This is a genomic window from Pseudomonas sp. EA_65y_Pfl2_P78, assembly GCF_963970495.1.
Taxonomy (GTDB): domain Bacteria; phylum Pseudomonadota; class Gammaproteobacteria; order Pseudomonadales; family Pseudomonadaceae; genus Aquipseudomonas; species Aquipseudomonas baetica_A.
The window spans coordinates 139,237-164,692 of sequence record NZ_CAXAON010000001.1; the positions used below are offsets into that span (position 1 = coordinate 139,237).

A 25,456-nucleotide genomic window follows, 5' to 3' on the forward strand; every position below is an offset into this window, starting at 1 on the left:
AATTTTTTCGATATCGAAAGTATTTCTTATGGATACGCGTTACTTGAAGAGCCTCATCGCCGTCGTGGAATCAGGCTCCATAGCACATGCCGCACGCATCGAAGGGTTGACGGCAGCGGCGATCAGCCAGCGAGTGCTCGTGCTCGAACGGCAACTCGGTTTTGAGCTGCTATCTCGCGTCGGGCACGCAGCCAAGCCGAGTCAAGCCTGCCTTGGTTTATTGCCCAGAGCTAAACGCATCGTTCGCGAAATCGAATTACTGGCCGCAGATGCTGACGTGCGGGGGCTTACCGGGCAGTTGAGAATAGGCGCTGTTTCTACTGTTCTCACGGGGCTGCTACCCGGGGCATTGCGAGCACTGACCGAGTTGGCGCCGGGGCTCACGCCGGTCATCGTGCCCGGAACATCGCGGTCGTTGTATCAAGCGCTTCTTTCGGGAGAAGTGGACGCTGCGATCCTCGTCGTTCCGCCGTTTGAGTTGCCTAAAGCCCTGCAGGCGGTATCGCTACGCAAGGAACCTCTGGTGTTTCTGTCGAAGCAAGAGTGCGCCGATAGCATCCCGACCCAACTGATGACCCAACCGTACATCCGCTACGATCCTGATTCGTGGGGTGGGCGGCATGCCGAACATTATTTGGCGGACCATGGATTGATACCGACGCCGTTGGTAGATCTGGATGCATTGGAGACCATCGCCATGCTCGTGACTGGAGGTCTTGGCGTGAGCCTCGTGCCTTATTGGTCGGGCTTTGAACAATGGGGCCATAAATGTGCCGTGAGCCGGGTTGGCAATGATCGGTATGACCGAGAGATCGCGCTGATCAGCTATGTTCAGACTGACCGGCCGAACATGATGAGCGCTTTGTGCAAGGCACTTTCAACCGCCTAGCCTGACCGCACTCAATCCTTCTTCGATTTGCCATAAGCGTCGTCAGGGGCGGCGGATTTCACTGGCCGGCTTTCGCTACGGATTTGCGCATGACTGATCAGCGCGAAGATGAAGCTACCGCCAATGATGTTCCCGGCCAGCGTCGGCCCTGCGAACACCATCCAGAAATCACTCCACGGCAACTCGCCGGCAAACACCAGATACGACACTTCTGCCGAACCCACCACGATATGGGTGAAATCGCCGAGCGCCATGAGGTAAGTGATGAGGATGATGATCCAGATCTTCGCGCTCTCCATGGACGGAATCATCCAGACCATGGTGGCGATCATCCAGCCGGATACGATGCCTTTGGCAAACATCTGGCTTGGCTGGTTTTCCATGACCTTGCGACCGATTTCGAGAAAGGCCAGGTCCGTGTTGTTATCGAAAATCGGCAGTTCCAGCATTCCGTAAGCCACCAGAATGGTGCCGCACAAGTTGCCGACCAACACCACTGTCCACAGGCGGATCAGACGAGCAAAGTTGGCCAGGGAGGGTTTGCTCATCACCGGCAACACGGCAGTCAGGGTGTTTTCGGTGAACAGTTGCTGGCGGGCGAGAATGACCGCGAGGAAGCCGGCGCAGTAGCCGAAGCTGGCAATCACCTTGAACGCTTCACCGTCGGGCAGGCGAGAGTTGAGCAAGCCCATGGCCATGAGCGACAACCCCATGGTCAGCCCGGCGGCCAGCGCCGACCACCACAACGCAGCGATGCTGCGCTCCAGTTCATGATCACCTTGGGAGCGAATGATTTCGTGCAGCACCGCCGCACGGGGCGGTTGGCTTTCCTTGACATCGTCTTGCTCTTTGGCCGAGAGGTCAGGGGTCTTGCCGTCTGTAGGGGTTGTCATAGCGTCGGAACCGGTGGGGGCTTTTAGCTACGACCTCCGGCGCTCATGGCTGTTCAGTAGGCGGGAAAATCTTCGCCGCCTGCCACACCGCCCTCGCGGGCAAGCCCGCTCCCACAGGGGCTGCGCTGAAACTGCGGGAGCGTGACTTGCTCGCTGCCGATGTTACGGAGTGACCCGTTCATCGTCCTTGAACTGGTCTTTGACGTACTTGATCTCGGTCCGCCCATGCGGGGCCGGCAAGCCGTCTTCCCCCAGGTTCACAAAGACCATTTTCTCGACGGTGAGAATGCTCTTGCGGCTGATCTTGTTGCGCACTTCGCACGTGAGCGTGATCGAGGTGCGGCCGAACTCGGTGGCGGTGATGCCCAGCTCAATGATGTCGCCCTGACGCGAGGCGCTGACAAAGTTGATTTCGGAGATGTACTTGGTCACCACGCGCTGATTGCCCAACTGGACGATGGCGTAAATCGCCGCTTCTTCGTCGATCCAGCGCAACAGGCTGCCGCCGAACAGCGTGCCGTTGGGGTTGAGGTCTTCGGGTTTTACCCATTTGCGGGTGTGGAAATTCATGTTCACTCCTGAGCATTTGCCGAAAGATGGGCGCCATCTTGGCAGACTGATCGGTCATGCTCCATGAGCCTTCGACTATGGTCGCCATTGGCGATCTTCATTTGGCCGACAGAAAGCCTTTGGAAGATCAGTCTAGACAGCTATAATCGCCCCCGTTTCAAAACGGTAACGTTCACTTGCTACCGTTTTCCCGCCACCTGTCCGAGGGGCGCTGCAGCAGGTTCAACCTGTCAGGCTCGGATGGGGCGTTGACTGGCTCAGGCCAGACACTAAACGCACAACGGCGCCCATTCGCATACATTACGAATGGAGGCTCTTCATGAGCGCTGTTATCACGCCTGCAGATTTTAACGATTACAAAGTGGCCGACATGTCCCTGGCTGCCTGGGGCCGTCGCGAAACCATCATCGCCGAATCGGAAATGCCAGCCCTGATGGGTCTGCGTCGCAAATACTCCGGCGAACAGCCGTTGAAAGGCGCCAAGATCCTCGGCTGCATCCACATGACCATTCAGACTGCCGTGCTGATCGAAACCCTGGTTGCCCTGGGTGCCGAAGTACGCTGGTCGTCGTGCAACATCTTCTCGACTCAGGATCAGGCCGCTGCCGCTATCGCTGCGGCCGGCATCCCGGTTTTCGCCTGGAAAGGCGAAACTGAAGAGGAGTACGAGTGGTGCCTGGAGCAGACCATCCTGAAGGATGGCCAGCCATGGGACGCCAACATGATCCTCGACGACGGCGGCGACCTGACTCAACTGCTGCACGACAAGTACCCGCAGGTTCTGGATCGCGTTCACGGCGTGACCGAAGAAACCACCACCGGCGTACACCGTCTGCTGGACATGCTGGCCAAGGGCGAGCTGAAAATCCCGGCCATCAACGTCAACGACTCGGTGACCAAGTCCAAGAACGACAACAAGTACGGCTGCCGTCACAGCCTGAACGACGCGATCAAGCGCGGTACCGACCACCTGCTGTCCGGCAAGCAAGCGCTGGTCATCGGTTACGGTGACGTGGGCAAGGGCTCGGCCCAGTCCCTGCGTCAGGAAGGCATGATCGTCAAGGTCTCCGAAGTTGACCCGATCTGCGCCATGCAAGCCTGCATGGACGGTTTCGAACTGGTTTCGCCGTTCATCGACGGTATCAACGACGGCACCGAAGCCAGCATCGACAAAGCGCTGCTGGGCAAGATCGACCTGATCGTGACCACCACCGGTAACGTCAACGTTTGCGACGCCAACATGCTCAAAGCTCTGAAGAAGCGCGCTGTTGTCTGCAACATCGGTCACTTCGACAACGAAATCGACACTGCTTTCATGCGCAAGAACTGGGCATGGGAAGAAGTGAAGCCACAGGTACACAAGATCCACCGTACCGGTTCGGGCGCTTTCGACGCACAGAACGACGACTACCTGATCCTGCTGGCCGAAGGTCGTCTGGTGAACCTGGGCAACGCCACCGGTCACCCGAGCCGCATCATGGACGGTTCGTTCGCCAACCAGGTTCTGGCACAGATCTTCCTGTTCGGCCAGAAGTACGCCGACTTGTCGCCAGCCCAGAAAGCCGAGCGCCTGACCGTTGAAGTCCTGCCGAAGAAACTCGACGAAGAAGTGGCCCTGGAAATGGTTCGCGGCTTCGGTGGCGTGGTCACTCAACTGACCAAGCAACAGGCTGACTACATCGGCGTCACCGTCGAAGGCCCGTTCAAGCCGCACGCTTACCGCTACTGATTGACGCGGCGGCCTGCTCTCCCTGTGGGAGCGGGCTTGCTCGCCAAAGCGGTACATCATTCAACACAGATGTTGCCTGACCCACTGCTTTGGCGAGCAAACCTGCTCCCACATGGGCGGCGCAAGCCTCACAGGCTTCGTGTTTCCAAGGGTATTTCCCATGTCCCAAGACCGTCGCTACAGCTTCGAGTTCTTCCCGACCAAGACCGATGCTGGGCATGAAAAGCTGCTCAACGTTGCCCGTCAGTTGGCAACGTACAATCCCGATTTCTTCTCCTGCACCTATGGCGCTGGTGGTTCGACCCGTGATCGCACCCTCAACACCGTTCTGCAACTGGAAAGCGAAGTCAAAGTACCGGCCGCACCGCACCTGTCGTGCGTCGGCGACAGCAAGGACGACCTGCGCGGCCTGCTGAACGAGTACAAGGTTGCCGGCATCAAGCGCATCGTTGCCCTGCGTGGTGACCTGCCGTCCGGCATGGGCATGACCAGCGGTGAACTGCGTCACGCCAATGAGCTGGTTGAATTCATTCGTGAAGAAACCGGTGATCATTTCCACATCGAAGTGGCTGCTTACCCGGAGATGCATCCGCAAGCGCGCAACTACGAAGACGATCTCGCCAACTTCGTGCGCAAGGCCCGCGCCGGTGCCGACAGCGCGATCACCCAGTACTTCTTCAACGCCGACAGCTACTTCTACTTCGTCGACCGTTTGCAGGCGCTGGGCGTGGATATTCCGGTGGTTCCAGGGATCATGCCGATCACCAACTACAGCAAACTGGCGCGCTTCTCCGATGCCTGCGGTGCGGAAATTCCGCGCTGGATCCGCAAGCAACTGGAAGCCTACGGCGATGACAGCCAGAGCATTCAGCGCTTCGGCGAACACGTCGTCAGCGAGATGTGCGAACGCCTGTTGCAGGGCGGCGCACCGGGGCTGCACTTCTATTCCATGAACCAGGCCGAACCTAGCCTGGCGATCTGGAATAACCTGAAGTTGCCGCGTTGAAGCAGTTGCAAGCTTCACGCTAAAGCCGCAAAGCAAGATCAAGAGATCGCAGCCTTCGACAGCTCTCAAGAGCTGTCGAAGGCTGCGATCTTTTGCTTTTAAAGGCCCGAAACAGAGCTTGTGCAGGCACTTTCTGGCTCTTTCGTGTTTCTCGTCGTAATCTCAGGCCATGCCTTTGATCACGCAGTTATTCGCAGTGCTGGTTTTTGCTTGCCTGAGCTTCGCCGCTCGAGGCGAGAAGTTGCGTATTGTCACCGAGCCATGGGCGCCGTACGTGTACGAGGAGAACGGCAAGAAACTCGGGCTGGACTTCGAAACCACGGCCATCGTGTTCAAGCGCCTGGGCATTGAAGTCGAATGGCAATTCCTGCCCTGGAAGCGTTGCCTGTCGATGCTGGAAACCGGCCAGGCCGACGGCGCACTGGACATCTTTCACAGCGACGAGCGCGACGCCACCCTGCTCTATCCCAGCGAACCGCTGTCGGACGTCGAGTTCGTGATGTTCTATGCCAACGACCGGCCGCACCCTTTCAGCCAACTCGAACAACTCAAGGGCCTGACCATTGGCACCTCGCCGGGCTACCTCTACAGTCCCGACTTCAGCGAATCAACATTGTTTACCCGTGAGCCGGCCCCCACCCACGAAGCCAACTTCGGCAAGCTGGTACGCGGTCGTATCGACTTGTTGATCACTGATCGCCGCGTCGGCCAGCATTTGCTCGATGAGCTGAATCTGCGCGATCAGATCAGTGAAAATCCTGCCGTTATTAGCCGCCAGAGCCAGTTTCTGGCGGTTCGGCGCAATGCCGGGATGGATTTGCTGGTGCAGCGTTTCGGCGCAGAACTCAAACGGTTCAAGCGAGAACCGGCCTATGCCGTACTCAGCGCACGCTATGGCGCGGCACCTGTCGAGGACCCGCCGTTGGGCTCTGCTTCGGCCAGCCGCAAAACCGTTGAGCAGCAGGAAAGCAGCGCGCAGTGATTGCTCTGTTATACTCCGGCGTTCCCGCCAGGCTCACGCCCGGACGCCCGGAACCGTAACAGGCCTCTCGACCCGCTACAGCGCAGCTTTCCAGCCCGCGCGAGCGCTCCAGACGTGCCTTCGGAACCGCAGCAGGACCGGACGGGATTGCGTCCTCTTAAACGTCATTCGCGCCAGGCAAGACTCCCATTGGGCCAAGCCCTAACTAAAACAGGATTACTCATGTCCTTTGCTTCCCTCGGTCTCTCCGAGGCTTTAGTCCGCGCCATCAACGATGCGGGCTATACCGAGCCTACTCCGGTGCAACAGCGGGCCATTCCCGCCGTGTTGCAAGGTCGCGACCTGATGGTTGCGGCACAGACAGGTACTGGTAAAACCGGCGGCTTCGCCCTGCCGATCCTGGAGCGCCTGTTCCCCAACGGCCACCCGGACAAATCCCAGCGTCACGGCCCGCGCCAGCCACGTGTATTGGTTCTGACCCCGACCCGCGAACTCGCGGCCCAGGTTCACGAGAGCTTCAAGATCTACGCCCGTGACCTGAAATTCGTCAGCGCCTGCATCTTCGGCGGCGTCGGCATGAACCCGCAGGTTCAAGCCATGTCCCGTGGTGTCGACGTCCTCGTCGCCTGCCCGGGTCGCCTGCTCGATCTCGCCGGCCAAGGCAGCGTCGATCTGTCCCACGTTGAAATCCTCGTCCTCGACGAAGCCGACCGCATGCTCGACATGGGCTTTGTCCACGACGTGAAGAAAGTCCTCGCGCGTCTGCCGGCCAAGCGCCAGAACCTGCTGTTCTCGGCGACGTTCTCCAAAGACATCACCGACCTTGCCGGCAAGCTGCTGCACAACCCGGAACGCATCGAAGTGACACCGCCGAACACCACGGTCGAGCGCATCGAGCAACGCGTGTTCCGCCTGCCGGCCAGTCACAAGCGTGCGTTGTTGGCGCACCTGATCACCGCAGGCGCCTGGGAACAGGTGCTGGTGTTCACCCGCACCAAGCACGGCGCCAACCGTTTGGCAGAATACCTGGACAAGCATGGCCTGCCGGCTGTGGCGATCCACGGTAACAAGAGCCAGAACGCCCGCACCAAAGCCCTGGCCGACTTCAAGGCTGGCGAAGTACGCATCCTGGTGGCCACCGACATCGCCGCTCGCGGTCTGGACATCGACCAGTTGCCACACGTCGTCAACTTCGAACTGCCGAACGTTGATGAAGATTACGTTCACCGTATTGGCCGTACTGGCCGTGCCGGCCGTTCGGGCGAGGCGATCTCGCTGGTTGCTCCGGACGAAGAAAAGCTGCTCAAAAGCATCGAACGCATGACCAAGCAGAAAATCGCCGATGGCGACCTGATGGGCTTCGATTCCAGCACCATCGAGGCCGAGAAGCCTGAAGTACGTGAACGTCCGGACGTGCGCAATCCACGCAACCCTCGCGGCCCACGCGGTGACGGCCCGAATGGCGGCGGTGGCGGCGGCGGTCGTAAAGACAAAGGCAAAGACAAGGGCAAAGACAAGCCCGCCGGCGAACGTGGCGAGCGCCCTGCCCGTCAGCAGAAACCACGCGAAGGCAGTGCGTCCCGCGAACAACGTCCAAGCCAGCCACCACGCGCGGCCGCTGACCGTGCACCGGACGAATTTCTTGACGACGATATCGATAACTTCGGTAACCGCGTTGATTACGTACCCAAGCCAGCCCCTGCCGGCGGCCGTGGCCGTCGTCCAGGCGCGCCGGCTCAGGGCGCAGGTTCGGGCGCACCACGCGGCGGTCAGTCGCAAGGTCGTCAGAACGGCCCGCGCAACAGCAACGGTTCGAGCACCGGTACTCCGCCGGGCAAACGCAACGGCCCGCGCAACGGCGCTCCGCGTGATGGCCAGGGTCGTCGTGACGAATCCTCGTCGTCCTCCTCTCGCAACCGCCGTCCGGCCCGTGACGATCAGCCACGCACCGAACCGGCTGTGCAGAACCCGCGCAGCAATGGCCCGAAGATCATGCACAAGGAATCGAAAGCCGACCGCTTCCCGACGCCTGAGCAACTCGACCAACTGCCAAGCCGCCCGCGTGGCGAAAAACCAGCGTTGCTGACCCGCAACCGCTGAGTTAACGCTGCCATGAAAAATGCCCCGGCTCGAAAGATACGGGGCATTTTTTATGCTGCGCCTACATTCTCCTGTGGGAACCGTGGTGAGATGCAGACAATAAAAAACGCCCCCGATCTTACGACCGGGGGCGTTTTTGTGTAGCGGGCGAAAGTTACTTCGCTTTCACACCTTCAAACGAGATGTACAGGTCGACGTTGTCGGACTGTGGGCCCAGATCCATCATCTTGCCGAAATCGGAACGCTTGATGCTGGTGGTGCCTTCGAAGCCGGCACGGTAGCCGCCCCATGGATCCTTGCCTTCACCCAGGAACACAGCCTTGACCACGATTGGCTTGGTCACGCCGTGCAGAGTCAGGTCGCCGGTCACGTCAGCCGTGTCTTTGCCCGCGGCGTTCTTGCCAGTGGACTTGACGCTGGTGGAGACGAACTTGGCGTCAGCGAATTTGCCCACGTCCAGGAAGTCTTTGCTGGCGATGTGCTTGTCGCGTTCGGCGTGGTTGGTAAATACGCTGGCGGTGCGCACGTTGAATTCGATTTTGCTCGCTTCAGGCTTGGCAGCATCAAAGCTGAACTTGCCGTCGATGTCTTTGAACGTACCGGTGATGTAGCTGTAACCCAGGTGACTGATCTTGAAGTCAACGAAGGCGTGTTGGCCTTCCTTGTCGACGATGTAGTCAGCGGCCATTACGTTGGCGGACAGCACGGCAGAACCGATTGCCAGAGCGGCCAGAGTCTTTTTCAACATGCTTTCTTTTCCTTTGAGTCGAGGTTGAGCTTCAGGCTTTGCGACCGAGCATTCGAGTGAGGGTCGCATCACGATCAATAAAGTGGTGCTTCAATGCTGCCAACGCATGGAGGCCGGAAAAAATTACCACCACCCACGCCAGCCAGAGATGAATCACCCCAGCGGTATCTGCCTGATCCGGTAGCCCGGAGAGCAGTGCAGGAACTTCAAACAGGCCAAACACCGGGATCCCGACACCGTCTGCGGTGGAAATCAGGTAACCGGCAATCATCACAGCGAACAACGCCAGGTACAGAAACCCGTGGCCGAATTTAGCGCCGATGCGGGTCATGCGGCTGTAGCTTTGCAGCGTCGGCGGCGGTGGGCTGATAAAGCGCCACAGCACCCGCAACACCATCACACCCAGCAGCACCAGACCGATGCTCTTGTGCAGGTCCGGCGCGTCTTTGCGCCAGGTGCTGTAGTAATCCAGCCCAACCATCCACAAGCCCAGCGCGAACAGTCCAAAGACCACCAGCGCCACGCCCCAGTGCATGAAGATGCTGACCCAACCATAGCGCGAAGAAGAGTTACGTAGCGGCATTGCCCAAATCCTGTGAGAACTGCGAACCAAGACTAGCGAGTTATCTATCGAATTAAAGCGGAAAATTTCGCTTTGAAATATCGAGAAATACGATCAAGAGCTTCTGGCCTCCGCGTTAAGGAAAAATTAACCAAAAACCTCAATCCTATCCCGACAGGAAAAAATTCTGACACAGAAAGTATTCTCAGAACTGATTCAGTGTCGGAAATCTCCACAAAAAATTAGGAATCAACCTTGTTTTGTGTAGGTTGACGCTTAGAGGACATCGTCTTTTATAGCCAAAAATGGCAAAAAATATTGCCCTTGTCGCCGCGGCTAGACCGCTCACTAGTCGTCTACTACCCTCCCAATGATCAAGAACCGGAATCTGCGGCAAGTAGCCGGATGCCAGTTCAATATCAGTACAGGGATAAGGGATGCGATTTGACGGCGAATTCGACGAGTTAAAAATAAAATTATTGTCACTGCAAAATGCAGGCGAGTGGAGGACTGTCAACCAAAATCAACATCAGTTCAGAGCCAACAATAGAGGAATAATGAATTGGTACCCGTCGACGGGAAACATTACCTTCCAAGGAGACCAGAATTCCTCAGAGCAACTAAAATCGCTGATAGAGGATTTACTGAATCATCAGGCACACGAAGAAATTTCTGAAACCGGAGAAATCACCACTGAAACAGAGGCTGCTGTAGCAGAACTTTCAGCAGACTCTCAAGGGCCAGACACTTATTTTCTTGACGATTCTTATTCCGACTCAGAACTAGTGATCGGCCTAGTCGGCACGATTGGAACCAACCTCGCCGAAGTCGCAGGATTAATAGAGGAGCGCCTACTTAAATTCAACTATACCGCTGATCGTATAAAAATCTCTACCGACATAATTTCAAACCTGGGAAATCCATCTCCCAGCTCAGACGAGTATGGAAGAATTACTGCTTACATGGAAGAAGGAAACAACCTAAGAAAAAACAGCAAGGACAATTCAATACTGGCACTAGGTGCTGCTGCAAGAATCAATTTACTTCGAAAAGAGCAGGAAGCATTTCGCAGGAAGTCCTTTATTATCAACTCTTTGAAGAACCCGGCTGAAGTGCAGAGGCTTCGGAAAATTTACTCAAATGGATTTTTCCTGATTGGTGTGCATGCCGATCACACAAGGAGACATAATTATCTGACTAAAGACAAATCAATTTCCGAGGAGCAGGCGTCAAAGTTGATCGATAGAGACGCAGACGAACGAGACGATTATGGCCAGCATACCCGAGACACGTACCATCTTTCAGATTTCTTTATTAACTATAACGGAAACTCAGATTCGCTAAAGAAGCAAATCTGGAGAGTTTTTGATTTACTTTTCGGGAAGCCCTATATAACGCCAACATTTGATGAATATGCCATGTTCATGGCATTTTCGGCATCGCTGAGATCAGCTGATTTATCCCGACAAGTTGGCGCGGTACTGACAAAGGATAAATGTATAGTTTCCACGGGAGCTAACGATGTACCAAAAGCACACGGCGGACTATATTGGCCAGAAATAGATGAAAGCACACAGGAAATCGTAGACGCAAAAGATGGTCGCGATTATATGAAGGGAGAGGACTCCAATGCCACTCAAAAAAGGCTGATAATCGACAGCATTCTGAAGGTGATTCCGATGGAGTATCGTGAAGAGCTTCGCCCCCTCATTAAAAAAAGCAAAATCAAAGACATTACGGAATATGGCAGGGTCGTTCATGCCGAAATGGAAGCGTTGCTTTCGAGTGCACGACTAGGGATCAGCACCTCTGGCAGTGACTTATACTGCACAACTTTCCCGTGCCACAATTGCGCCAAGCACATAGTCGCCTCCGGAATAAAAAGAGTAATATATGTTGAACCTTACCCGAAGAGCAAAGCCTTGGACTTTCATTCCGACTCCATATCACTAAATCAGCAAAGCGACAATGTCGTATTTGCTCCCTTCATCGGAGTTGGGCCTAGGAGTTTTTTCAATCTATTCTCTACCAACCTAGGTAGCGGCTATCCTGTCATCAGGAAGTCTGACGATGGACAATCTCTTGACTGGAGCGAGCACGATGCTAAATTACGAACCCAAATGCTACCTTGCTCGTACATTGAACGCGAAACGATAGCCGCAAACCTTTTATCAAAGTACCTAGAGGGAAGCCAAAATGACACCAACTAAAGAAGACTTTCTCAACCATTTAGCGGAGTCTCGTCGCACTGTTGAGCAATGGCCGTCCTGGAAGCAAGAAGCACTTAAGGCATCTCCGCAGCATAACAATGCAGCTTCAACACCATCACAGCAAAAAGAAAAACGTTGATACGCTCGAAACATAAGAGTTATCGGTCGCACCTACAACTGAGCCGACTGCAATAATTGATATATAAATAATAGCCGCATCGAATATAGAAACATGGTTTCAATCCAATAAAAAGCGCGGCATCAGAGCCGCGCTTTTTTGTTTACCGCAAGGCCTTACTGCGCCTTGGTTTCGGTCGTTGCAGCAGGCTTGGCGGCAGGTTTTACCACTGGTTTCTTCGCCGGCTCAGTCTTTTTCGCTGCAGGCTTGACCGCAGGTTTTTTGGCTTGGGTTTTGGCCGCAGGCTTCTTCGCAGCCGGCTTGGTCGCCGCTTTCTTCGCTGGCTCAGCTTTTACCGCAACAGCAGGCTTCGGCGCTTGCACCGGAGCTGGCGCAGGTGCCGGCGTTGGCGCTGGAGCCACGGGGGCTGGAGCCGGTTCCGGGGCCTTGGCTGGCGCTGGCTTCTTCTCGTCATCGGAGCCGCCAAACAGGTTGCTGAAGAAGTTGCCCTTCTTCGCCGCCACAGCACCTGCTGCGCCTGCCGCTGCAGCGGCCGGAACCACTTTGGCCGGTTCGAACGATTTGCCTGCCGCCAGATCTTCAACCTGACTGGCCGCACGCTGACCGGTGCGCAGTGCGCCTTCCAGCGTGCCCGGGTACAAGGTGTCGGTGTGTTCGCCAGCAAACGCTATGCGTTGCAGCGGGCGTTCCCACAGGCGCCAGAACTTGCTGATCTGGCCTGGACCGAAGGCCAGGTAGGCGCCGCCCATCGACGGGTCGATGCTGTAGCGGCGGATCTCATAACCGGTGAACGAACCACGGGCCTGTGGATAAAACGCGTGCAGACGAATCAGCACCTGATCGACCACCTGCTTGTCGCCGAACGCTTGCATCACGCGAGCATTGTCGCCGGACAGGTTGATCACCACGTTGGCGCCGCCCTTCAACGCCGGCTCGATCCACAACATGCCCAGACCTGTGTTGCTGTAGATCTCGCCGGACATGCGCGCCTTGCTTTCCCACACGGGCGTCTTGAACTTGAGCATGATCTGGTCGCGCCAGCCGTAGTTGGTGCCCTTGATCGCCGCCAGGTGCTGAGCGTCGAGTGCCGGCGTCATCTGAATCTTGTTCAAGGCGCGCAGCGGCACGGCCAGCACCACGTAATCAGCCTGATAACCCACAGCGCCGACTTTGACGGTCACACCGTCCTTGTCCTGGCTGATGGCCGACACCGGCGAGTTGGTCTTGATGACCTTGATCTGTTTGACGAAAGCCTGGGCCAGCACCTGGCTGCCGCCAACCAGACGCGCGGCGCGCAGGTCACGGTCCGAGACACCGCGATAAACGCGGTTCTGCTGGGCGAAGTACAGCAGCGACAGACGCGAGGGTTCGTCGTAGTGGGTGCGGATGTCCTGGTTGATCAACTGACGCGCAGTGGCCGGCAGGTTCTGCTTGTCGAGCCAGCTCGACACGTTGATTTGGTCCAGTGCGTGCAGCGTGTTGGTGGCCGCCGGGTTCTGCGGATCGTCAATCGAGCGCGCCAGATCGTCGAGGGTTTTCTGATAGCGTTTAATCGCCTCGGCAGTGGCCGGTTGCTTGGTCGCCAGATCAGCGGCGGAGAAATACTCACCGTCGATCAGATAACCCGGCGTGCGCACGAATTCCGGCGCCGGCGTGGTGCTCAACTTGAACGTCGAGACGTACTTGTTCAGCACCGGCTGAGTCTTGTCGTTGCCGATCCACTCGCTGGTGGCCATGCCCGAACGGCCGCCCAGGCTTGGCTTGGCTTCCAGCAACGTCACCTGCCAGCCCTTGTTTTGCAGCTCGTAGGCGGCAGTCAGACCCGACAGGCCGCCGCCGATCACGATTGCAGTTTTATCCTTGGCCAGCGCTGTAACGCTGAACAGCCCCAACATCACCAGCGCACAGGCGCGCAGCCAACCGACAGACATTCAGCGAACTCCGGAAATACACGTAGGAAAAAGCAGTTTTGCGGGTCAGACGACCCAAAGAACCGCGAAGAATACGTTAGCCATCAAAGCGCCGCCAGCGACGTCTATCGGCTCATACAAAGTAGCTCAATCGACACAATGGGTTGTTCCCGCGCGATGCATTGCATAGGCTTGCGCGATTGTTTGCCCGCGCCTGACGCGAGCCGCCTCGAGGAGACTGTAAATGGGCCTGAATAACCAGTGGATGCAACGCGACCTCGCAGTGCTGTGGCATCCCTGCACCCAGATGAAAGACCACGAACAACTGCCGCTGATCCCGATCAAGCGCGGTGAAGGCGTCTGGCTGGAAGACTTCGAAGGCAAGCGCTACCTCGATGCCGTCAGCTCCTGGTGGGTCAACGTGTTCGGCCACGCCAACCCGCGCATCAACCAACGCATCAAGGATCAGGTCGATCAGCTTGAACATGTGATTCTGGCCGGTTTCAGCCATCAACCGGTGATCGAGTTGTCAGAGCGTCTGGTGAAGATGACGCCCGAAGGCCTGAACCGGGTGTTCTACGCCGATAACGGTTCGTCCTGCATCGAAGTCGCGCTGAAAATGAGCTTTCACTACTGGCTCAACCGCGGCCAACCGAACAAGAAGCGCTTTGTCACCCTGACCAACAGCTACCACGGCGAAACCATGGCCGCGATGTCGGTCGGCGACGTACCGCTGTTTACCGAGACTTACAAAGCCCTGTTGTTGGACACCATCAAGGTGCCAAGCCCGGACTGCTACCTGCGCCCGCAAGGCATGAGTTGGGAAGAACACTCGCGCAACCTGTTCGCGGCGATGGAACAGACGCTGGCCGAGCACCATGCCAGTGTCGCGGCAGTGATCGTTGAACCGTTGATTCAGGGCGCTGGCGGCATGCGCATGTATCACCCGATATACCTCAAGCTGCTGCGCGAAGCCTGCGACCGCTATGGCGTGCACCTGATCCACGACGAAATCGCTGTCGGCTTCGGCCGCACCGGGACGATGTTCGCCTGTGAACAGGCCGGCATCCGTCCGGATTTCCTCTGCCTGTCCAAGGCCCTGACCGGCGGCTACCTGCCGCTGGCGGCGTGCGTGACCACCGATGACGTCTACAGCGCCTTCTACGACGACTATCCAACCCTGCGCGCCTTCCTCCACTCGCACAGCTATACCGGCAACCCGCTGGCCTGTGCGGCAGCGCTGGCGACGCTGGATATCTTCGAGCAGGACAACGTGATCGAAAACAACAAGGCCCTCGCCCAGCGCATGGCTTCGGCCACCGCGCATCTGGTCGATCACCCGAACGTGTCCGAAGTGCGCCAGACCGGCATGGTGCTGGCCATCGAGATGGTCAAGGATAAAGCCACCAAAGAGGCCTACCCTTGGCAGGAACGGCGCGGCTTGAAGGTGTTCCAGCATGCGCTGGAGCGTGGCGCATTGCTGCGTCCGCTGGGCAGCGTGGTGTATTTCCTGCCGCCGTACGTGATTACCCCGGAGCAGATCGACTTCCTCGCCGAGGTCGCCAGCGAAGGCATCGACATCGCGACGCGTGACAGCGTCAGTGTGGCGGTGCCGAAGGATTTCCATCCCGGCTTCCGTGATCCGGGCTGATTCGGTTTGCTTTAGATTTGCGGTGTTTGGTCTGCCGCTTTCGCGAGCAAGCCCGCTCCCACATTTTGGAATGCATTTCCCTGTGGGAGCGGGCTTGCTCGCGAATGAAGTCGACACCGATCCACCTGATTCACATTTTTCCAGAGATCCGACATGAGACTGTCCCGCTTCTTTATCGACGCCCCGCTGAGCACTGGCGAACACGAACTGCCGGAAGCCCAGGCGCATTACATCAGCCGCGTGCTGCGCATGGCCGAAGGCGATGCGGTGCAGATGTTCGACGGCTCCGGCCATGAGTTTCGCGGTTCCTTGGTGGACGTCGGCAAGAAGCGCGTCGTGGTGCAGATCGACGAACAGTTGCCCGGTCAGGTTGAATCGCCGCTACAGATTCATCTCGGCCAGGGCCTGTCCCGCGGTGAGCGGATGGACTGGGCGATTCAGAAGGCCACCGAGCTGGGTGTCACTGAAATCACCCCGATCTTCAGCGAGCGCTGTGAAGTGCGACTCAAGGACGAACGCGCGGACAAACGCCTGATGCACTGGCGTCAGGTTGCAATCAGTGCGTGTGAACAGTGTGGTCGTTCGCGGGTGCCGGTGATTCATCCGCCCGTGTTGCTGGCCGATTGGCTGAAGCAGACGCAGGCAGACCTGAAACTGGTTTTGCATCCGGTGGCCGAGCCGCTGGTGAGCCATGCAAAACCTGCGACGCTGGCGTTCCTGATTGGCCCTGAGGGTGGTTTGTCCGATGCCGAGGTCGAGTTGGCCAAGGGCAATGGTTTTCACGCTGCGCGCCTCGGCCCGCGAGTGCTGCGCACCGAGACCGCACCGGTGGTGGCACTGGCGGTGGCCCAGCAACTTTGGGGTGATTTCTAACCCTTAGGGGAGGGGGCTTGCTCCCTCCCACGACGATTGCGTCTACAGGACGTAAAACAGAATCGCCACAAAATGCAGCAGACTCCCGGCGATCACGAACAGATGCCAGATCCCGTGGGCGTGGCGCAACCGATGGTCGAGGGCAAAAAAGATAATCCCCACGGTGTACAAGACCCCGCCCGTGGCCAGCCAGGCAAAACCGGTGGTGCCCAGCGCCGCCAGCAACGGCTTGACCGCCACCAGCACAATCCAGCCCATTACCGCGTAGATCACGATCGACAGAATCCGCGCTTCGGAGCGCGGCTTGATCTCTTGCAAAATGCCGATCAGCGCCAGCCCCCAGACAATCCCGAACAGCGTCCAGCCCCACGGCCCGCGCAGCGTCACCAGACAGAACGGCGTGTAGCTGCCGGCAATCAACAGGTAGATCGAAAAGTGATCGACCTTCTTCATGATCGCTTTCTTGCGCCCGCGCACGCTGTGGTACACGGTTGAAGCGCTGTACAGCACCAGCAAGGTCAAGGCGTAAATCGCCACACTGACAATCTTCCAAGGACTGCCGTCGAGGCTGGCGATCACCAGCATCCAGACCCCGCCGATAAAAGCCGCCACCGCCCCGACCAGATGGGTCCAGGCGTTCAATCGTTCCCCGTGATACATGTGTCGCTCACCTCAAATTCATTACCGCAGCGCGCAAGGCTCGGGCCTTGAGCGTAAAAGCGCAATGTTTCTGTTAAACACGAGCCTGCGCAGGTCGTGGTAATTGGGCACAATCGGCCGATACCAAAAAGAGTCCGCGCCATGCTGATCGACGAAGAGTTGACCCTGAAAAAACTCGAGGTGTTCCTCGCCTTCATGCGCACCGGCAATCTGGCCCGTGCCGCTGCCGAGTTGCAAACCAGTAACGTCAGCGTGCATCGCGCCATTCATTCACTGGAAAGCGCCCTGCGCTGCCCGCTGTTCAAACACGAAGGACGCAACCTGACACCGCTGGAAAGCGCTTATGTGCTGGAAGAGCGCGCGCAGAAGCTGATCCAGGACGTGGTCGAAAGCGTGCGCCTGACCCGCGAGGCTGCCGGGTTCTCTGCCGAACGCTTCAAGCTCGGCTCGCTGTATTCGCTGACGGTCAAGACCGTGCCGCAACTGATCATGGGCCTGAAGATCCGCCGCAGTGAACTCAACATCGATTTGATTCTGGGTTCCAACATCGACCTGCTCTACAAGCTGAAAAACATGGAAGTCGACGCGATTCTGGTGTCACTGGACGACAGCATCAACGACCCGGACTGCGAGCAGATTGCGCTGTTCTGCGATGACATCTTCCTCGCGACGCCGGCCGATTCAAGGTTTGCCCAGCGCAGTGAAGTCGATCTGGCCGAGGTGCGCAACGAAACCTTCATCACCCTGACCCAAGGCTTCGCCACGCATCAGGACGGCAATCGGGTGTTCAAACAGGCAGGCTTCGAGCCGAAAGTGGCGATGCAGGTCAATGACATCTTCACCCTGCTGAGCATGGTCAGTTCCGGTGTGGGGTATGCGTTGCTGCCGGGGAGGATTGCAGCGGTGTACGAGAACCGGGTGAAGCTCATCCCGTTGCAGGAGAAGTACCGGTTGCAGCAGCACATTGGCGTGGTGTTTTTGAAGGCCAAGGAGCGCGATCCGAATCTGCTGGCGTTGTTGGCGGAGTGTCGAATGTATGCCAATCGGCAGGTCTGAAACCGAGTCGCGTCCTTCGCGAGCAAGCCCCCTCCCACAGGAAAACGCATTTCCCATGTAGAGGCGGGCTTGCTCGCGAAGGCGTCAGACCCGACAGCAGGCTGTCTTAACCCATCAACCCACGCATCAGCAAAAACAACACCGAAGGCCCGAGCAAACACCCCAGCGCGGTATAGAACGCGGCGGTGAGGCAACCATAAGGCACCAGCTTCGGATCCGTCGCCGCCAAGCCGCCGGCCACGCCGCTGGACGTGCCCATCAACCCGCCAAAGATCACCGCACTGCGAGGGCTGTTCAGGCCAATCATCGGCGCCACGAACGGCGTCATCACCATCACCAGAATCGCCTTGATCAGCCCTGCCGCAATCGACAGCGCCATGACTTCGGAAGTGGCGCCAATGGCGGCACCGGTCACCGGGCCGACGATGTAAGTCACCGCCCCTGCGCCAATGGTGGTCAGGCTCACGGCATCGGTGTAACCGAACGCCATCGCCACGCCGACGCCTGCGATGAAGGACGTGCCAACGCCGACAAACAGCGCCAGCACCCCAACAAATCCGGCACGTTTGAGTTCATCGACACTCACGCCGAACGCTGTGGCGACGATTGCGAAATCACGCAGCATCGCCCCGCCGAGCAAGCCGATGCCCGAGAGCATCGGAATATCCACCACGCCTTTCTGGCCCCCGGTCACCGCACCGCCGATATACGACAGCAACAGCCCGAGCAAAATGGCGATGGCCGAACCGTGCAAGCGGCCCTTGGTGAAGGTGTTGGACATCCAGTAGGACACCCACATGGTCAGGCCGACAATCAGGAACCCGCTGATCAGACCGTAACCGGTGATGACTTTCATCAATGATTCGTACATGGCGCTTACCCCACAGTCTTGGGTGGAATGACGGCGGCCGGTTCCTTGTTACCAAGGCGTACCAGCACGGGCACCATGGCAAAGGCAATGACCACCGCCAGCGTTCCCGCCAGAATCGCCATCGGCCCGCCCTTCAGCGCGCCATAAACATTTTGCTGGGCCGCCATCGCCACCACGATCGGAATGTAGATCGCGCTCCAGAACTCCACACCCTGCTCGGTCTTGCCCTTGAACCAACCGGATTTGTTGAGGTAACTGCCCAGACCGATCAACAGCAGCATCGCAATACCGACGCCGCCGACATTGGCCGGCACGCCGATCAACTTGCCCAGCATTTCACCGATCCAGATACCCGCCAGGGTACAAAACGCCAGAAACGCCACACCGTAAATAATCATTGTTGTAGTCCTCAAATTGCATCGTCGAATGTTGTTTTTGTTGTTCGAAGCTTGAGTCGGCGGTCTTAGAGTTGGCGGCTTCCCTCCTCACGCAACAGCGCCTGCAAGGTGTCCAGGCGAGCACTGTCAAACGCAGTGACCGTGCCCTGCTCAAACACCCGGCGCGCCAGCCCGGTCAGCACCGCACCGGGCGGCAGTTCGATCTGTAGCCGCACGCCGCGTTCGTAAGCGCTTTGTACGGTGCCGCGCCAATCCACCACGCGGCACATGTTGAACGCGAGGTCGTCACGCAAGGCTTGGACCTTGACCACCGGCCGAGCGCGACTGCCGCTCAGGTAGGCGATTTTCGGGTTTTTCAGCTCAACGCTGGCGAAGGCCTCTGCCAGTCTCTGCGCGGGCTCATCCAGCAACGGACAATGCGACGGCACGCTCACCGCCAACCGTTTCGCCAGTCCTGCGCCACGGCTGCGCGCCAATTCAGCGACCGCGTGCATCGCCTCATCACTGCCGGCAATGACCACCTGGTTATCGGCATTGATGTTGGCCAGATAAACCGGCGACTCCTCGCCGTGAACCTGCGCCAGCAACGTTTCGACTGTGGATAATTGCAGACCGATGATCGCGGTCATGCCAAAGCCCTGTGGATAAGCCTGCTGCATCAACTCACCGCGCAGGCTGACCAGATGCAACGCATCGCTGAAGCGCAAAGCCCCCGCCACCACGGCTGCCGGGTAAGCACCGATGGACAGACCGGCGACGTAATCGGCCGTGAGGCCTTCACGCAGCAACTGCCGCGACGCCGCGACCCCGGCGATCAGCAGGCACAGTTGAACCGCCCTTGTGCGGCGCAACGCGTCGGCAGAATCGAGCAACAACACATCCTCGCCGAGCACGTCGCTGGCCTCGGTCAGCGTCTCCCCAGGCAAACGCTGGAGCATGCCCGGTTGTTGCGCGCCCTGGCCGGGAAACACCAGCAAACTGCTCACGCCGCCTGCTCCTGCGGATTCCATGGATCAGAAACCAGGCAGGCCTGATGCGCGTTTTTCAGCAGCACATGAGCCGAAGCGCCCGCCCACTCACGCAGCGCCACCGCGCCGAACGGCGTCTGCAATTGCATATCGACCCGGCATGAGGATTGATCGAAAAGCGCCACCAGTTTGCGTGCCTGATTACGGGTAATCAGGTGCGGTGTGCGCAGGATCAAATCGAGATCGCTGCCCTCGTGCATCGCGGCAAAGCCGCTGGCCAGTTCAAACCCGGCACTGCCGCTGACACCCCAGACCCAACCGCAGTCATCGAGCATCGGGCGCAACTGCTTGAGGGCGCGCATGACGGGCAGATCACGCTCACTGTCGACATGACTCAGCGCCTCGGGGCTGACCCGACAGACCATCGAATCGACCGCCATGAACGCCGCCAAGCGCTGCTCACGCGAGACACCGCGCACACCCACCGCGACAAAACCCTCAGCGCTCAAGGCCCGGCGCACCACCACCGGTTGCCCGGCGCTGAGCGACTCGATAGCCCAACCCGGCGCATCCGCGGGCAATTGCGCCGGGGTCATGCCCCAGAGCAGATCGTGGGCCAGAGGTGTGTTCACCACTGCGCCCTCAACAGTTCCCGCACGCGGCTGGACGCGGCACGATTCTTCGCGCCCAGACGATTGCTCAGCCCCGTGTTGGAGATATCGCTGATGGCGTGGGTCAGGCACTCAGTGACCCGCGCCAGATCCTGCGCTGTCGGCTGTTCGATCTGTTGCACCGACAGGGTTTCCCAGAGCAATCCGAGGCTGGCGTAGCTGTCGATGTCATAGGCCATCGGCGGCACACTGGCGGCCAATGCTTCGAGTTCTTCGACGCTGCGCAAGGTCACCCGCGCCGCCGAGGCTTTGCCCATCGCATGCACCATCACCCCGGGATCACGCAGGGCGATCAAACGGTTGGCCTGATAACCATGGGCCAGAAACGCACCGGACATGGCTTTGCCCACCAGCAGTGCAATCACCGTGTGCCCGGCCAAACGTGCGCGGGCATAGCTGTCTGCCGCACCGGCCAGCGCTTGATGAATGCCGAGGGCTTCCTCGCGACGACCGTAAGCCTGGCTCGGCACATCGACGATGGCGATCAACGCACGCTTGTGCGTTTGCTCACGGTCGGCGCTGATCGCGTCATCGACAGCCTTGGCCAGACCCCAGCCTTCCAGCAAGCCGACTTCGCCATCGCGAGCGCGAGGGAAACGGTTGTCCGGGTCAGCGACCACGGCCAGCAAGCGACCGAGCGCCGTGTCCGCCACCCGCAGTGACGCCGGCAAACCTTCGACGGTTTTCGCTCCGGCGCACAAGGCGTTGAACCAGTTCAAACCGCGCAATGAATAACCACTCATGAGCGCTCTCCTTGATACAGATCGCGAACCACCGAAGGCTCGATTTGCGTGTCAGTGTCCAGGCTAGCCAGACGTTGCAGGAACCACTCGGCCCTTTGACTGCGCGGTTGCGCCGGCAAGCCTTGCTGCAACAACTCGCCGACCTGCTGACGAATCTGCGCCACATCATCGCCGACATAGCGATCCACCAGACCACTGGCAAAGCGTTGCTCGCCCCCGGTCAGGCTCCAGATAAACGGCCGGTCGCGAGAATCGTATTCTTCGATCCCGGCTTCCTGTTCGATCACTTGCGGGCCGTTCAAACCAAGGCGCGCTTCCTGAGTCACCAGCAAATAGCTGCACAGCGCTGCCGCAATCGACATGCCGCCGAAGCAGCCGACGCTGCCCGCCACCACGCCCACCACCGGTTGGTACTGCTGCAAATCGACAATCGCCGCGTGAATGTCGGCAATCGCCGCCAAGCCGAGATTGGCTTCCTGCAAGCGTACGCCGCCGGTTTCCAGCAGCAGGATGGCGCGGGTCGGGAGGCCTTTGCGGTTGTCTTCGGCGGCCAGTTCCAGCGCGCCAGCGATCTTTGCCCCGCCGACTTCGCCAAGGCTGCCGCCCTGGAAAGCGCCTTCGATGGCGGCAATCACCACCGGCAAACCGTCGAGGTTGCCCTTGGCGATCACCACGCCGTCGTCGGCCTGCGGCACCACGCCTTGGCGTTCGAGCCACGGCGACATGACGCGTTGAAACGGGTCGAGCAATTCGCGAAAGGTGCCGGCGTCGAGCAAGGCTTTCGCCCGTTGCCGCGCGCCGAGTTCGACGAAGCTGTGTTTGTTGAGAAGCGCTGCGCTGTCAGTCATGGCCGATCTCCTCGAAACCTTGTTCCAGCCGCAAACGCACCACACCCGGTGTTGCGCCGAAGTCGTGGATATCGATGGCCATGGCTGGCGGCGTGGTGCCGTCGAACATGCGCGCAAACAGATGTTGCCAGCGCAGCTGTGCGCCGTTGACCGACGTCTGCACATTGATCGTCAGCTTGCCGGCCAACCCCGGTTCGATCAGCACTTCCAGATCACCCGAGCCGACACAACCGACCAGCGCACGCCCACGTGGCGGCTGCCCGGCGGGGAATTCAAACGATAGGGTTTCCATCAAAACGCTCCCTGAAAGATGCCGTCGTGCTCGATACGGTCGAGCAACAGCGTGGCGGCGAGCAAGTCGGCGGCGCCACCGGGCGAGGCATTCAATGCGATGAGTTGTTGATCCAGTTCGTGCAGGCAACGGCGACCGTTGAGGCTGGCGCTGCCTCCGGCGTCGAGCACCGCTTGCGCACCCTGTTGCATGGTTTGCAGGCCTTGTTCGCCGGCGCGATAGAGCACGCAGGTGTCGGCCAGGTCGGACATGATCGCGAGCAAGGCGTCGAGTCGGGCGTTCTGTTCGCCGTGGCCATGGGCGCGGCTTTTTTTCAGTTGCGGCAGGCCACGTTGCAGCACGGCCGGGAAGCCGAGTTGCGCTTCTTCGCGGGCACCGCGGGCGCCGTAGCGCAACGCGACTTGCGCGCCGTGGCTGAGCGGGCGCGGTGCGTAGCGGTCGTCGAGCAACGCCAGACGTGCGGCGCGCACAGAGATGGCACTGGCGCTGCTGGATCTCGTTTCCAGTGCAGCCGCCGTGACGATCAGGCCCAAGGCCCAGATCGCGCCGCGATGGGTGTTCACGCCGTGGGTGGTGGCGAGCATGGCTTGCTCGCCTTCACGGCCGATGCGGCCAATGCTTTCACGCAACGTCGGATTGATCTCGCCAATCTCAATGGCGGCCTCAGCCATCTCCTTGAACGCCGGCCACAACGACAGCGCCGACGCGTGCATCAGGCCCAGGTGCAGATCGGTGTGCGCGCCATTGCCACGACGGTCGACCAGCGCCGGTTTCGGCGACAGATCGGCTTCGTCGATCAGCGCATCCACCGCCAGATCCGCCAGGTGCTCGGCCAGAGAAAGCGGTTTCGCTTGCAGGTTGAGTGCGTGCATTACCAGCTCCTGAACTTGGCGGGCGGGTTGTAGAGGCCGCCGGACCACTCGACCAGATCGGCGACGCTTTTCGCCGCGAGCAATTCGCGGGTGGCGTCAGTGCGGCGGATGCCGAGGTCTTCGGGCAAGGCGATCAGGCCTTCGCGGCGCATGCGTTCGGTGTCTTTGGGGTTGTGGCGCAGGCCGATGGCGGTGACGCCTGCGACCGCAGCGATCATCGCTTGGCGCTCTTCCAGCGAACGCGCCTTGTACAGGTAGGCGATGCCTTCCTCGGTCAGCAAGTGGGTGACGTCGTCGCCGTAGATCATGATTGGCGCCAGTGGCATGCCGCTTTTTTTCGCCACCTCCACCGCGTCGAGGGTTTCGACGAAGGTCGGTTTGCCGCCCTCCTGGAAGGTCTCGACCATTTGCACCACGAGTTTCTTGCCGCGTTCGAGCATCGGCTGCTGCGAATCGTCGTGGCGCATGTCCAGCCACGCCGGGGTGCCGTGACGGCGACCACGCGGGTCGTGGCCCATGTTCGGCGCACCGCCGAAACCGGCGAGGCGACCACGGGTCACTGTCGAAGAATGACCATCGCCATCGACCTGCAACGTCGCGCCGATAAACAGATCCACCGCGTACTGCCCGGCCAGTTGGCAGAACATCCGGTTGGAACGCAGCGAGCCGTCGCGGCCGGTGAAAAACACATCTGGTCGCGCGGCGATGTAATTTTCCATGCCCAGTTCGGTGCCGAAGCAATGCACGCTTTCGACCCAGCCGCTCTCGATCGCCGGGATCAGCGTCGGGTGCGGGTTGAGCGTCCAGTTGCGGCAGATCTTGCCTTTGAGGCCGAGGGATTCGCCGTAGGTCGGCAGGATCAACTCGATGGCGGCGGTGTTGAAACCGATGCCGTGATTGAGCGACTGCACGTTGTGTTTTTCGTAGATGCCACGGATCGCCATCATCGCCATCAACACATGCACAGGCTTGATATGGCGTGGGTCGCGGGTGAATAGCGGTTCGATGTAGAACGGCTTGTCGGCCACTACGACGAAGTCGACCCATGAGGCGGGGATGTCCACACGCGGGAGTTCGCTGACGTCGTCGACCAATTGGTTGACCTGGACGATGACGATGCCGTCGCTGAACGCGGCGGGTTCGATCAACGCTGGAGTGTCTTCGGTGCTGGGGCCGGTGTAGATGTTGCCGGCGCGGTCGGCCATGAACCCGGCCGAGAGCACGACATTGGGGATCAGGTCCACCACCAGCCGTGCATAGAGTTCAATGTAGGTGTGAATGGCGCCGATTTCCAGTAAGCCGTCTTCGAGCAACTGGCTGATGCGCAGACTCTGCGTGCCGGCGAAGGAGAAATCGAGCTTGCGGGCGATGCCGCGCTCAAACAGATCAAGATGCTCGGAGCGGCCGACGCTTGGCATGATCATGTGCAGGTCGTGGAGCTTTCCCGGGTCGGCTTTGGCCAGCGAACGGGAGAGGAAATCCGCCTGCTTCTGGTTATTGCCCTCCAGCACCACGCGGTCGCCGGGATGAATCAACGCTTCGAGCGCGGCGACGATTTTGTCGGTGGGCAACACCGCACCATCGGCCATCCCGCGCACCTTGTCGAGGCGACGCCGCTTTTCATCGCGCCGCCGCGTCCAGCGCGAGTCGGGGTTTATTGTTGTTGTCATGCTCACTCCACGGGGTTCGCTGTCGTGGAGCTAAGGTAGGTGTGTGGAGTGTGGGCATCAATCAAGCTGGGCGATGAATCATTACGCTCAAAGTAACGGTCTGGTTGGACCCAACGTTGCGTTAAACAGGACAAGAAATTCAATA

The 25,456-nt window shown here is 59.1% G+C and carries 25 protein-coding genes and 1 riboswitch; of the genes, 10 read left to right on the top strand and 15 right to left on the bottom strand.

Going from position 1 to position 25,456, the window contains the following annotated elements; all coding sequences use genetic code 11:
- Nucleotides 1-28: 28 nt before the first annotated feature.
- On the top strand, nucleotides 29-889 hold the full coding sequence (locus tag AACY02_RS00615; RefSeq protein ID WP_339430314.1) for a LysR substrate-binding domain-containing protein: 861 nt from the start codon (nucleotides 29-31) through the stop codon (nucleotides 887-889).
- A gap of 11 nt (nucleotides 890-900) precedes the next feature.
- Here the strand turns inward: AACY02_RS00615 and AACY02_RS00620 are convergent, their stop codons facing one another.
- Together AACY02_RS00620 and AACY02_RS00625 are read right to left on the bottom strand one after the other, a co-directional pair.
- Complete coding sequence (locus AACY02_RS00620; RefSeq protein ID WP_339430315.1) at nucleotides 901-1,782, bottom strand: formate/nitrite transporter family protein; 882 nt, start codon at nucleotides 1,780-1,782, stop codon at nucleotides 901-903.
- Nucleotides 1,783-1,944: 162 nt separating this feature from the next.
- A complete protein-coding gene (locus AACY02_RS00625) occupies nucleotides 1,945-2,352 on the bottom strand; it encodes an acyl-CoA thioesterase (RefSeq protein ID WP_221732351.1) in 408 nt (135 codons plus the stop codon).
- Between the two features lie 197 nt (nucleotides 2,353-2,549).
- A riboswitch (S-adenosyl-L-homocysteine riboswitch) is annotated at nucleotides 2,550-2,648 on the top strand.
- A 23-nt stretch (nucleotides 2,649-2,671) separates the two neighbouring features.
- Between AACY02_RS00625 and ahcY the strand changes: the two genes are divergently transcribed.
- The 4 genes from ahcY to AACY02_RS00645 all read left to right on the top strand — a co-directional run bounded on the left by ahcY (nucleotide 2,672) and on the right by AACY02_RS00645 (nucleotide 8,169).
- Nucleotides 2,672-4,081 carry an adenosylhomocysteinase gene (ahcY, locus tag AACY02_RS00630; RefSeq protein WP_221732352.1) on the top strand — a complete coding sequence of 470 codons (1,410 nt, stop codon included), beginning with the start codon at nucleotides 2,672-2,674 and terminating at the stop codon, nucleotides 4,079-4,081.
- Between the two features lie 160 nt (nucleotides 4,082-4,241).
- A complete protein-coding gene (gene metF, locus AACY02_RS00635; protein ID WP_339430316.1) occupies nucleotides 4,242-5,087 on the top strand; it encodes a methylenetetrahydrofolate reductase [NAD(P)H] in 846 nt (281 codons plus the stop codon).
- A 169-nt stretch (nucleotides 5,088-5,256) separates the two neighbouring features.
- On the top strand, nucleotides 5,257-6,069 hold the full coding sequence (locus tag AACY02_RS00640) for a substrate-binding periplasmic protein (protein WP_339430317.1): 813 nt from the start codon (nucleotides 5,257-5,259) through the stop codon (nucleotides 6,067-6,069).
- A gap of 222 nt (nucleotides 6,070-6,291) precedes the next feature.
- A complete protein-coding gene (locus AACY02_RS00645; protein ID WP_339430318.1) occupies nucleotides 6,292-8,169 on the top strand; it encodes a DEAD/DEAH box helicase in 1,878 nt (625 codons plus the stop codon).
- A 154-nt stretch (nucleotides 8,170-8,323) separates the two neighbouring features.
- On the opposite strand, the gene AACY02_RS00650 is transcribed toward AACY02_RS00645, so the two are convergent.
- Both AACY02_RS00650 and AACY02_RS00655 read right to left on the bottom strand, forming a co-directional pair.
- Nucleotides 8,324-8,917, bottom strand: a complete 594-nt coding sequence (locus tag AACY02_RS00650) for a YceI family protein (protein ID WP_339430319.1) — start codon at nucleotides 8,915-8,917, stop codon at nucleotides 8,324-8,326.
- 31 nt (nucleotides 8,918-8,948) lie between these two features.
- Nucleotides 8,949-9,500 (bottom strand): cytochrome b, encoded by a 552-nt coding sequence (locus AACY02_RS00655; protein ID WP_339430320.1) that lies wholly within the window; start codon nucleotides 9,498-9,500, stop codon nucleotides 8,949-8,951.
- Between the two features lie 416 nt (nucleotides 9,501-9,916).
- Between AACY02_RS00655 and AACY02_RS00660 the strand changes: the two genes are divergently transcribed.
- Together AACY02_RS00660 and AACY02_RS00665 are read left to right on the top strand one after the other, a co-directional pair.
- A complete protein-coding gene (locus AACY02_RS00660) occupies nucleotides 9,917-11,689 on the top strand; it encodes an anti-phage dCTP deaminase (RefSeq protein WP_339430321.1) in 1,773 nt (590 codons plus the stop codon).
- The gene (locus AACY02_RS00665; RefSeq protein WP_339430322.1) at nucleotides 11,676-11,828 is read left to right on the top strand and encodes a hypothetical protein; all 153 of its coding nucleotides are present in this window, start codon (nucleotides 11,676-11,678) and stop codon (nucleotides 11,826-11,828) included. Before AACY02_RS00660 ends, AACY02_RS00665 begins: the two co-directional genes overlap by 14 nt.
- 155 nt (nucleotides 11,829-11,983) lie before the next feature.
- On the opposite strand, the gene AACY02_RS00670 is transcribed toward AACY02_RS00665, so the two are convergent.
- Nucleotides 11,984-13,759, bottom strand: a complete 1,776-nt coding sequence (locus AACY02_RS00670) for a flavin monoamine oxidase family protein (protein ID WP_339430323.1) — start codon at nucleotides 13,757-13,759, stop codon at nucleotides 11,984-11,986.
- Between the two features lie 223 nt (nucleotides 13,760-13,982).
- Between AACY02_RS00670 and AACY02_RS00675 the strand changes: the two genes are divergently transcribed.
- Both AACY02_RS00675 and AACY02_RS00680 read left to right on the top strand, forming a co-directional pair.
- The gene (locus tag AACY02_RS00675) at nucleotides 13,983-15,389 is read left to right on the top strand and encodes an adenosylmethionine--8-amino-7-oxononanoate transaminase (protein ID WP_339430324.1); all 1,407 of its coding nucleotides are present in this window, start codon (nucleotides 13,983-13,985) and stop codon (nucleotides 15,387-15,389) included.
- Between the two features lie 153 nt (nucleotides 15,390-15,542).
- On the top strand, nucleotides 15,543-16,262 hold the full coding sequence (locus AACY02_RS00680) for a 16S rRNA (uracil(1498)-N(3))-methyltransferase (protein ID WP_339430325.1): 720 nt from the start codon (nucleotides 15,543-15,545) through the stop codon (nucleotides 16,260-16,262).
- Between the two features lie 42 nt (nucleotides 16,263-16,304).
- Here AACY02_RS00680 and trhA read toward each other — a convergent pair whose 3' ends face one another.
- Nucleotides 16,305-16,922 (bottom strand): PAQR family membrane homeostasis protein TrhA, encoded by a 618-nt coding sequence (gene trhA / locus AACY02_RS00685; RefSeq protein WP_339430326.1) that lies wholly within the window; start codon nucleotides 16,920-16,922, stop codon nucleotides 16,305-16,307.
- A gap of 141 nt (nucleotides 16,923-17,063) precedes the next feature.
- Between trhA and AACY02_RS00690 the strand changes: the two genes are divergently transcribed.
- Nucleotides 17,064-17,978, top strand: coding sequence for a LysR family transcriptional regulator (locus tag AACY02_RS00690; protein ID WP_339430327.1), 915 nt, complete (start codon nucleotides 17,064-17,066; stop codon nucleotides 17,976-17,978).
- Nucleotides 17,979-18,084: 106 nt separating this feature from the next.
- Here the strand turns inward: AACY02_RS00690 and madM are convergent, their stop codons facing one another.
- The 9 genes from madM to mdcA form a co-directional block, all read right to left on the bottom strand.
- The gene (gene madM, locus AACY02_RS00695) at nucleotides 18,085-18,849 is read right to left on the bottom strand and encodes a malonate transporter subunit MadM (protein WP_339430328.1); all 765 of its coding nucleotides are present in this window, start codon (nucleotides 18,847-18,849) and stop codon (nucleotides 18,085-18,087) included.
- A 5-nt stretch (nucleotides 18,850-18,854) separates the two neighbouring features.
- Nucleotides 18,855-19,247, bottom strand: a complete 393-nt coding sequence (gene madL, locus AACY02_RS00700) for a malonate transporter subunit MadL (RefSeq protein ID WP_221732363.1) — start codon at nucleotides 19,245-19,247, stop codon at nucleotides 18,855-18,857.
- 65 nt (nucleotides 19,248-19,312) lie between these two features.
- On the bottom strand, nucleotides 19,313-20,233 hold the full coding sequence (gene mdcH / locus AACY02_RS00705; RefSeq protein WP_339430329.1) for a malonate decarboxylase subunit epsilon: 921 nt from the start codon (nucleotides 20,231-20,233) through the stop codon (nucleotides 19,313-19,315).
- Nucleotides 20,230-20,850, bottom strand: a complete 621-nt coding sequence (locus AACY02_RS00710) for a malonate decarboxylase holo-ACP synthase (RefSeq protein WP_339430330.1) — start codon at nucleotides 20,848-20,850, stop codon at nucleotides 20,230-20,232. Before AACY02_RS00710 ends, mdcH begins: the two co-directional genes overlap by 4 nt.
- Nucleotides 20,844-21,629, bottom strand: coding sequence for a biotin-independent malonate decarboxylase subunit gamma (mdcE, locus tag AACY02_RS00715; protein ID WP_339430331.1), 786 nt, complete (start codon nucleotides 21,627-21,629; stop codon nucleotides 20,844-20,846). The genes AACY02_RS00710 and mdcE overlap by 7 nt, the downstream gene beginning before the upstream one ends.
- Nucleotides 21,626-22,477 carry a biotin-independent malonate decarboxylase subunit beta gene (locus tag AACY02_RS00720; protein ID WP_339430332.1) on the bottom strand — a complete coding sequence of 284 codons (852 nt, stop codon included), beginning with the start codon at nucleotides 22,475-22,477 and terminating at the stop codon, nucleotides 21,626-21,628. Before AACY02_RS00720 ends, mdcE begins: the two co-directional genes overlap by 4 nt.
- On the bottom strand, nucleotides 22,470-22,769 hold the full coding sequence (locus tag AACY02_RS00725; protein ID WP_007913697.1) for a malonate decarboxylase subunit delta: 300 nt from the start codon (nucleotides 22,767-22,769) through the stop codon (nucleotides 22,470-22,472). The genes AACY02_RS00720 and AACY02_RS00725 overlap by 8 nt, the downstream gene beginning before the upstream one ends.
- Nucleotides 22,769-23,641, bottom strand: a complete 873-nt coding sequence (locus AACY02_RS00730; protein ID WP_339430333.1) for a triphosphoribosyl-dephospho-CoA synthase — start codon at nucleotides 23,639-23,641, stop codon at nucleotides 22,769-22,771. Before AACY02_RS00730 ends, AACY02_RS00725 begins: the two co-directional genes overlap by 1 nt.
- The gene (gene mdcA / locus AACY02_RS00735; RefSeq protein WP_339430334.1) at nucleotides 23,641-25,311 is read right to left on the bottom strand and encodes a malonate decarboxylase subunit alpha; all 1,671 of its coding nucleotides are present in this window, start codon (nucleotides 25,309-25,311) and stop codon (nucleotides 23,641-23,643) included. The genes AACY02_RS00730 and mdcA overlap by 1 nt, the downstream gene beginning before the upstream one ends.
- Nucleotides 25,312-25,456: the final 145 nt, after the last annotated feature.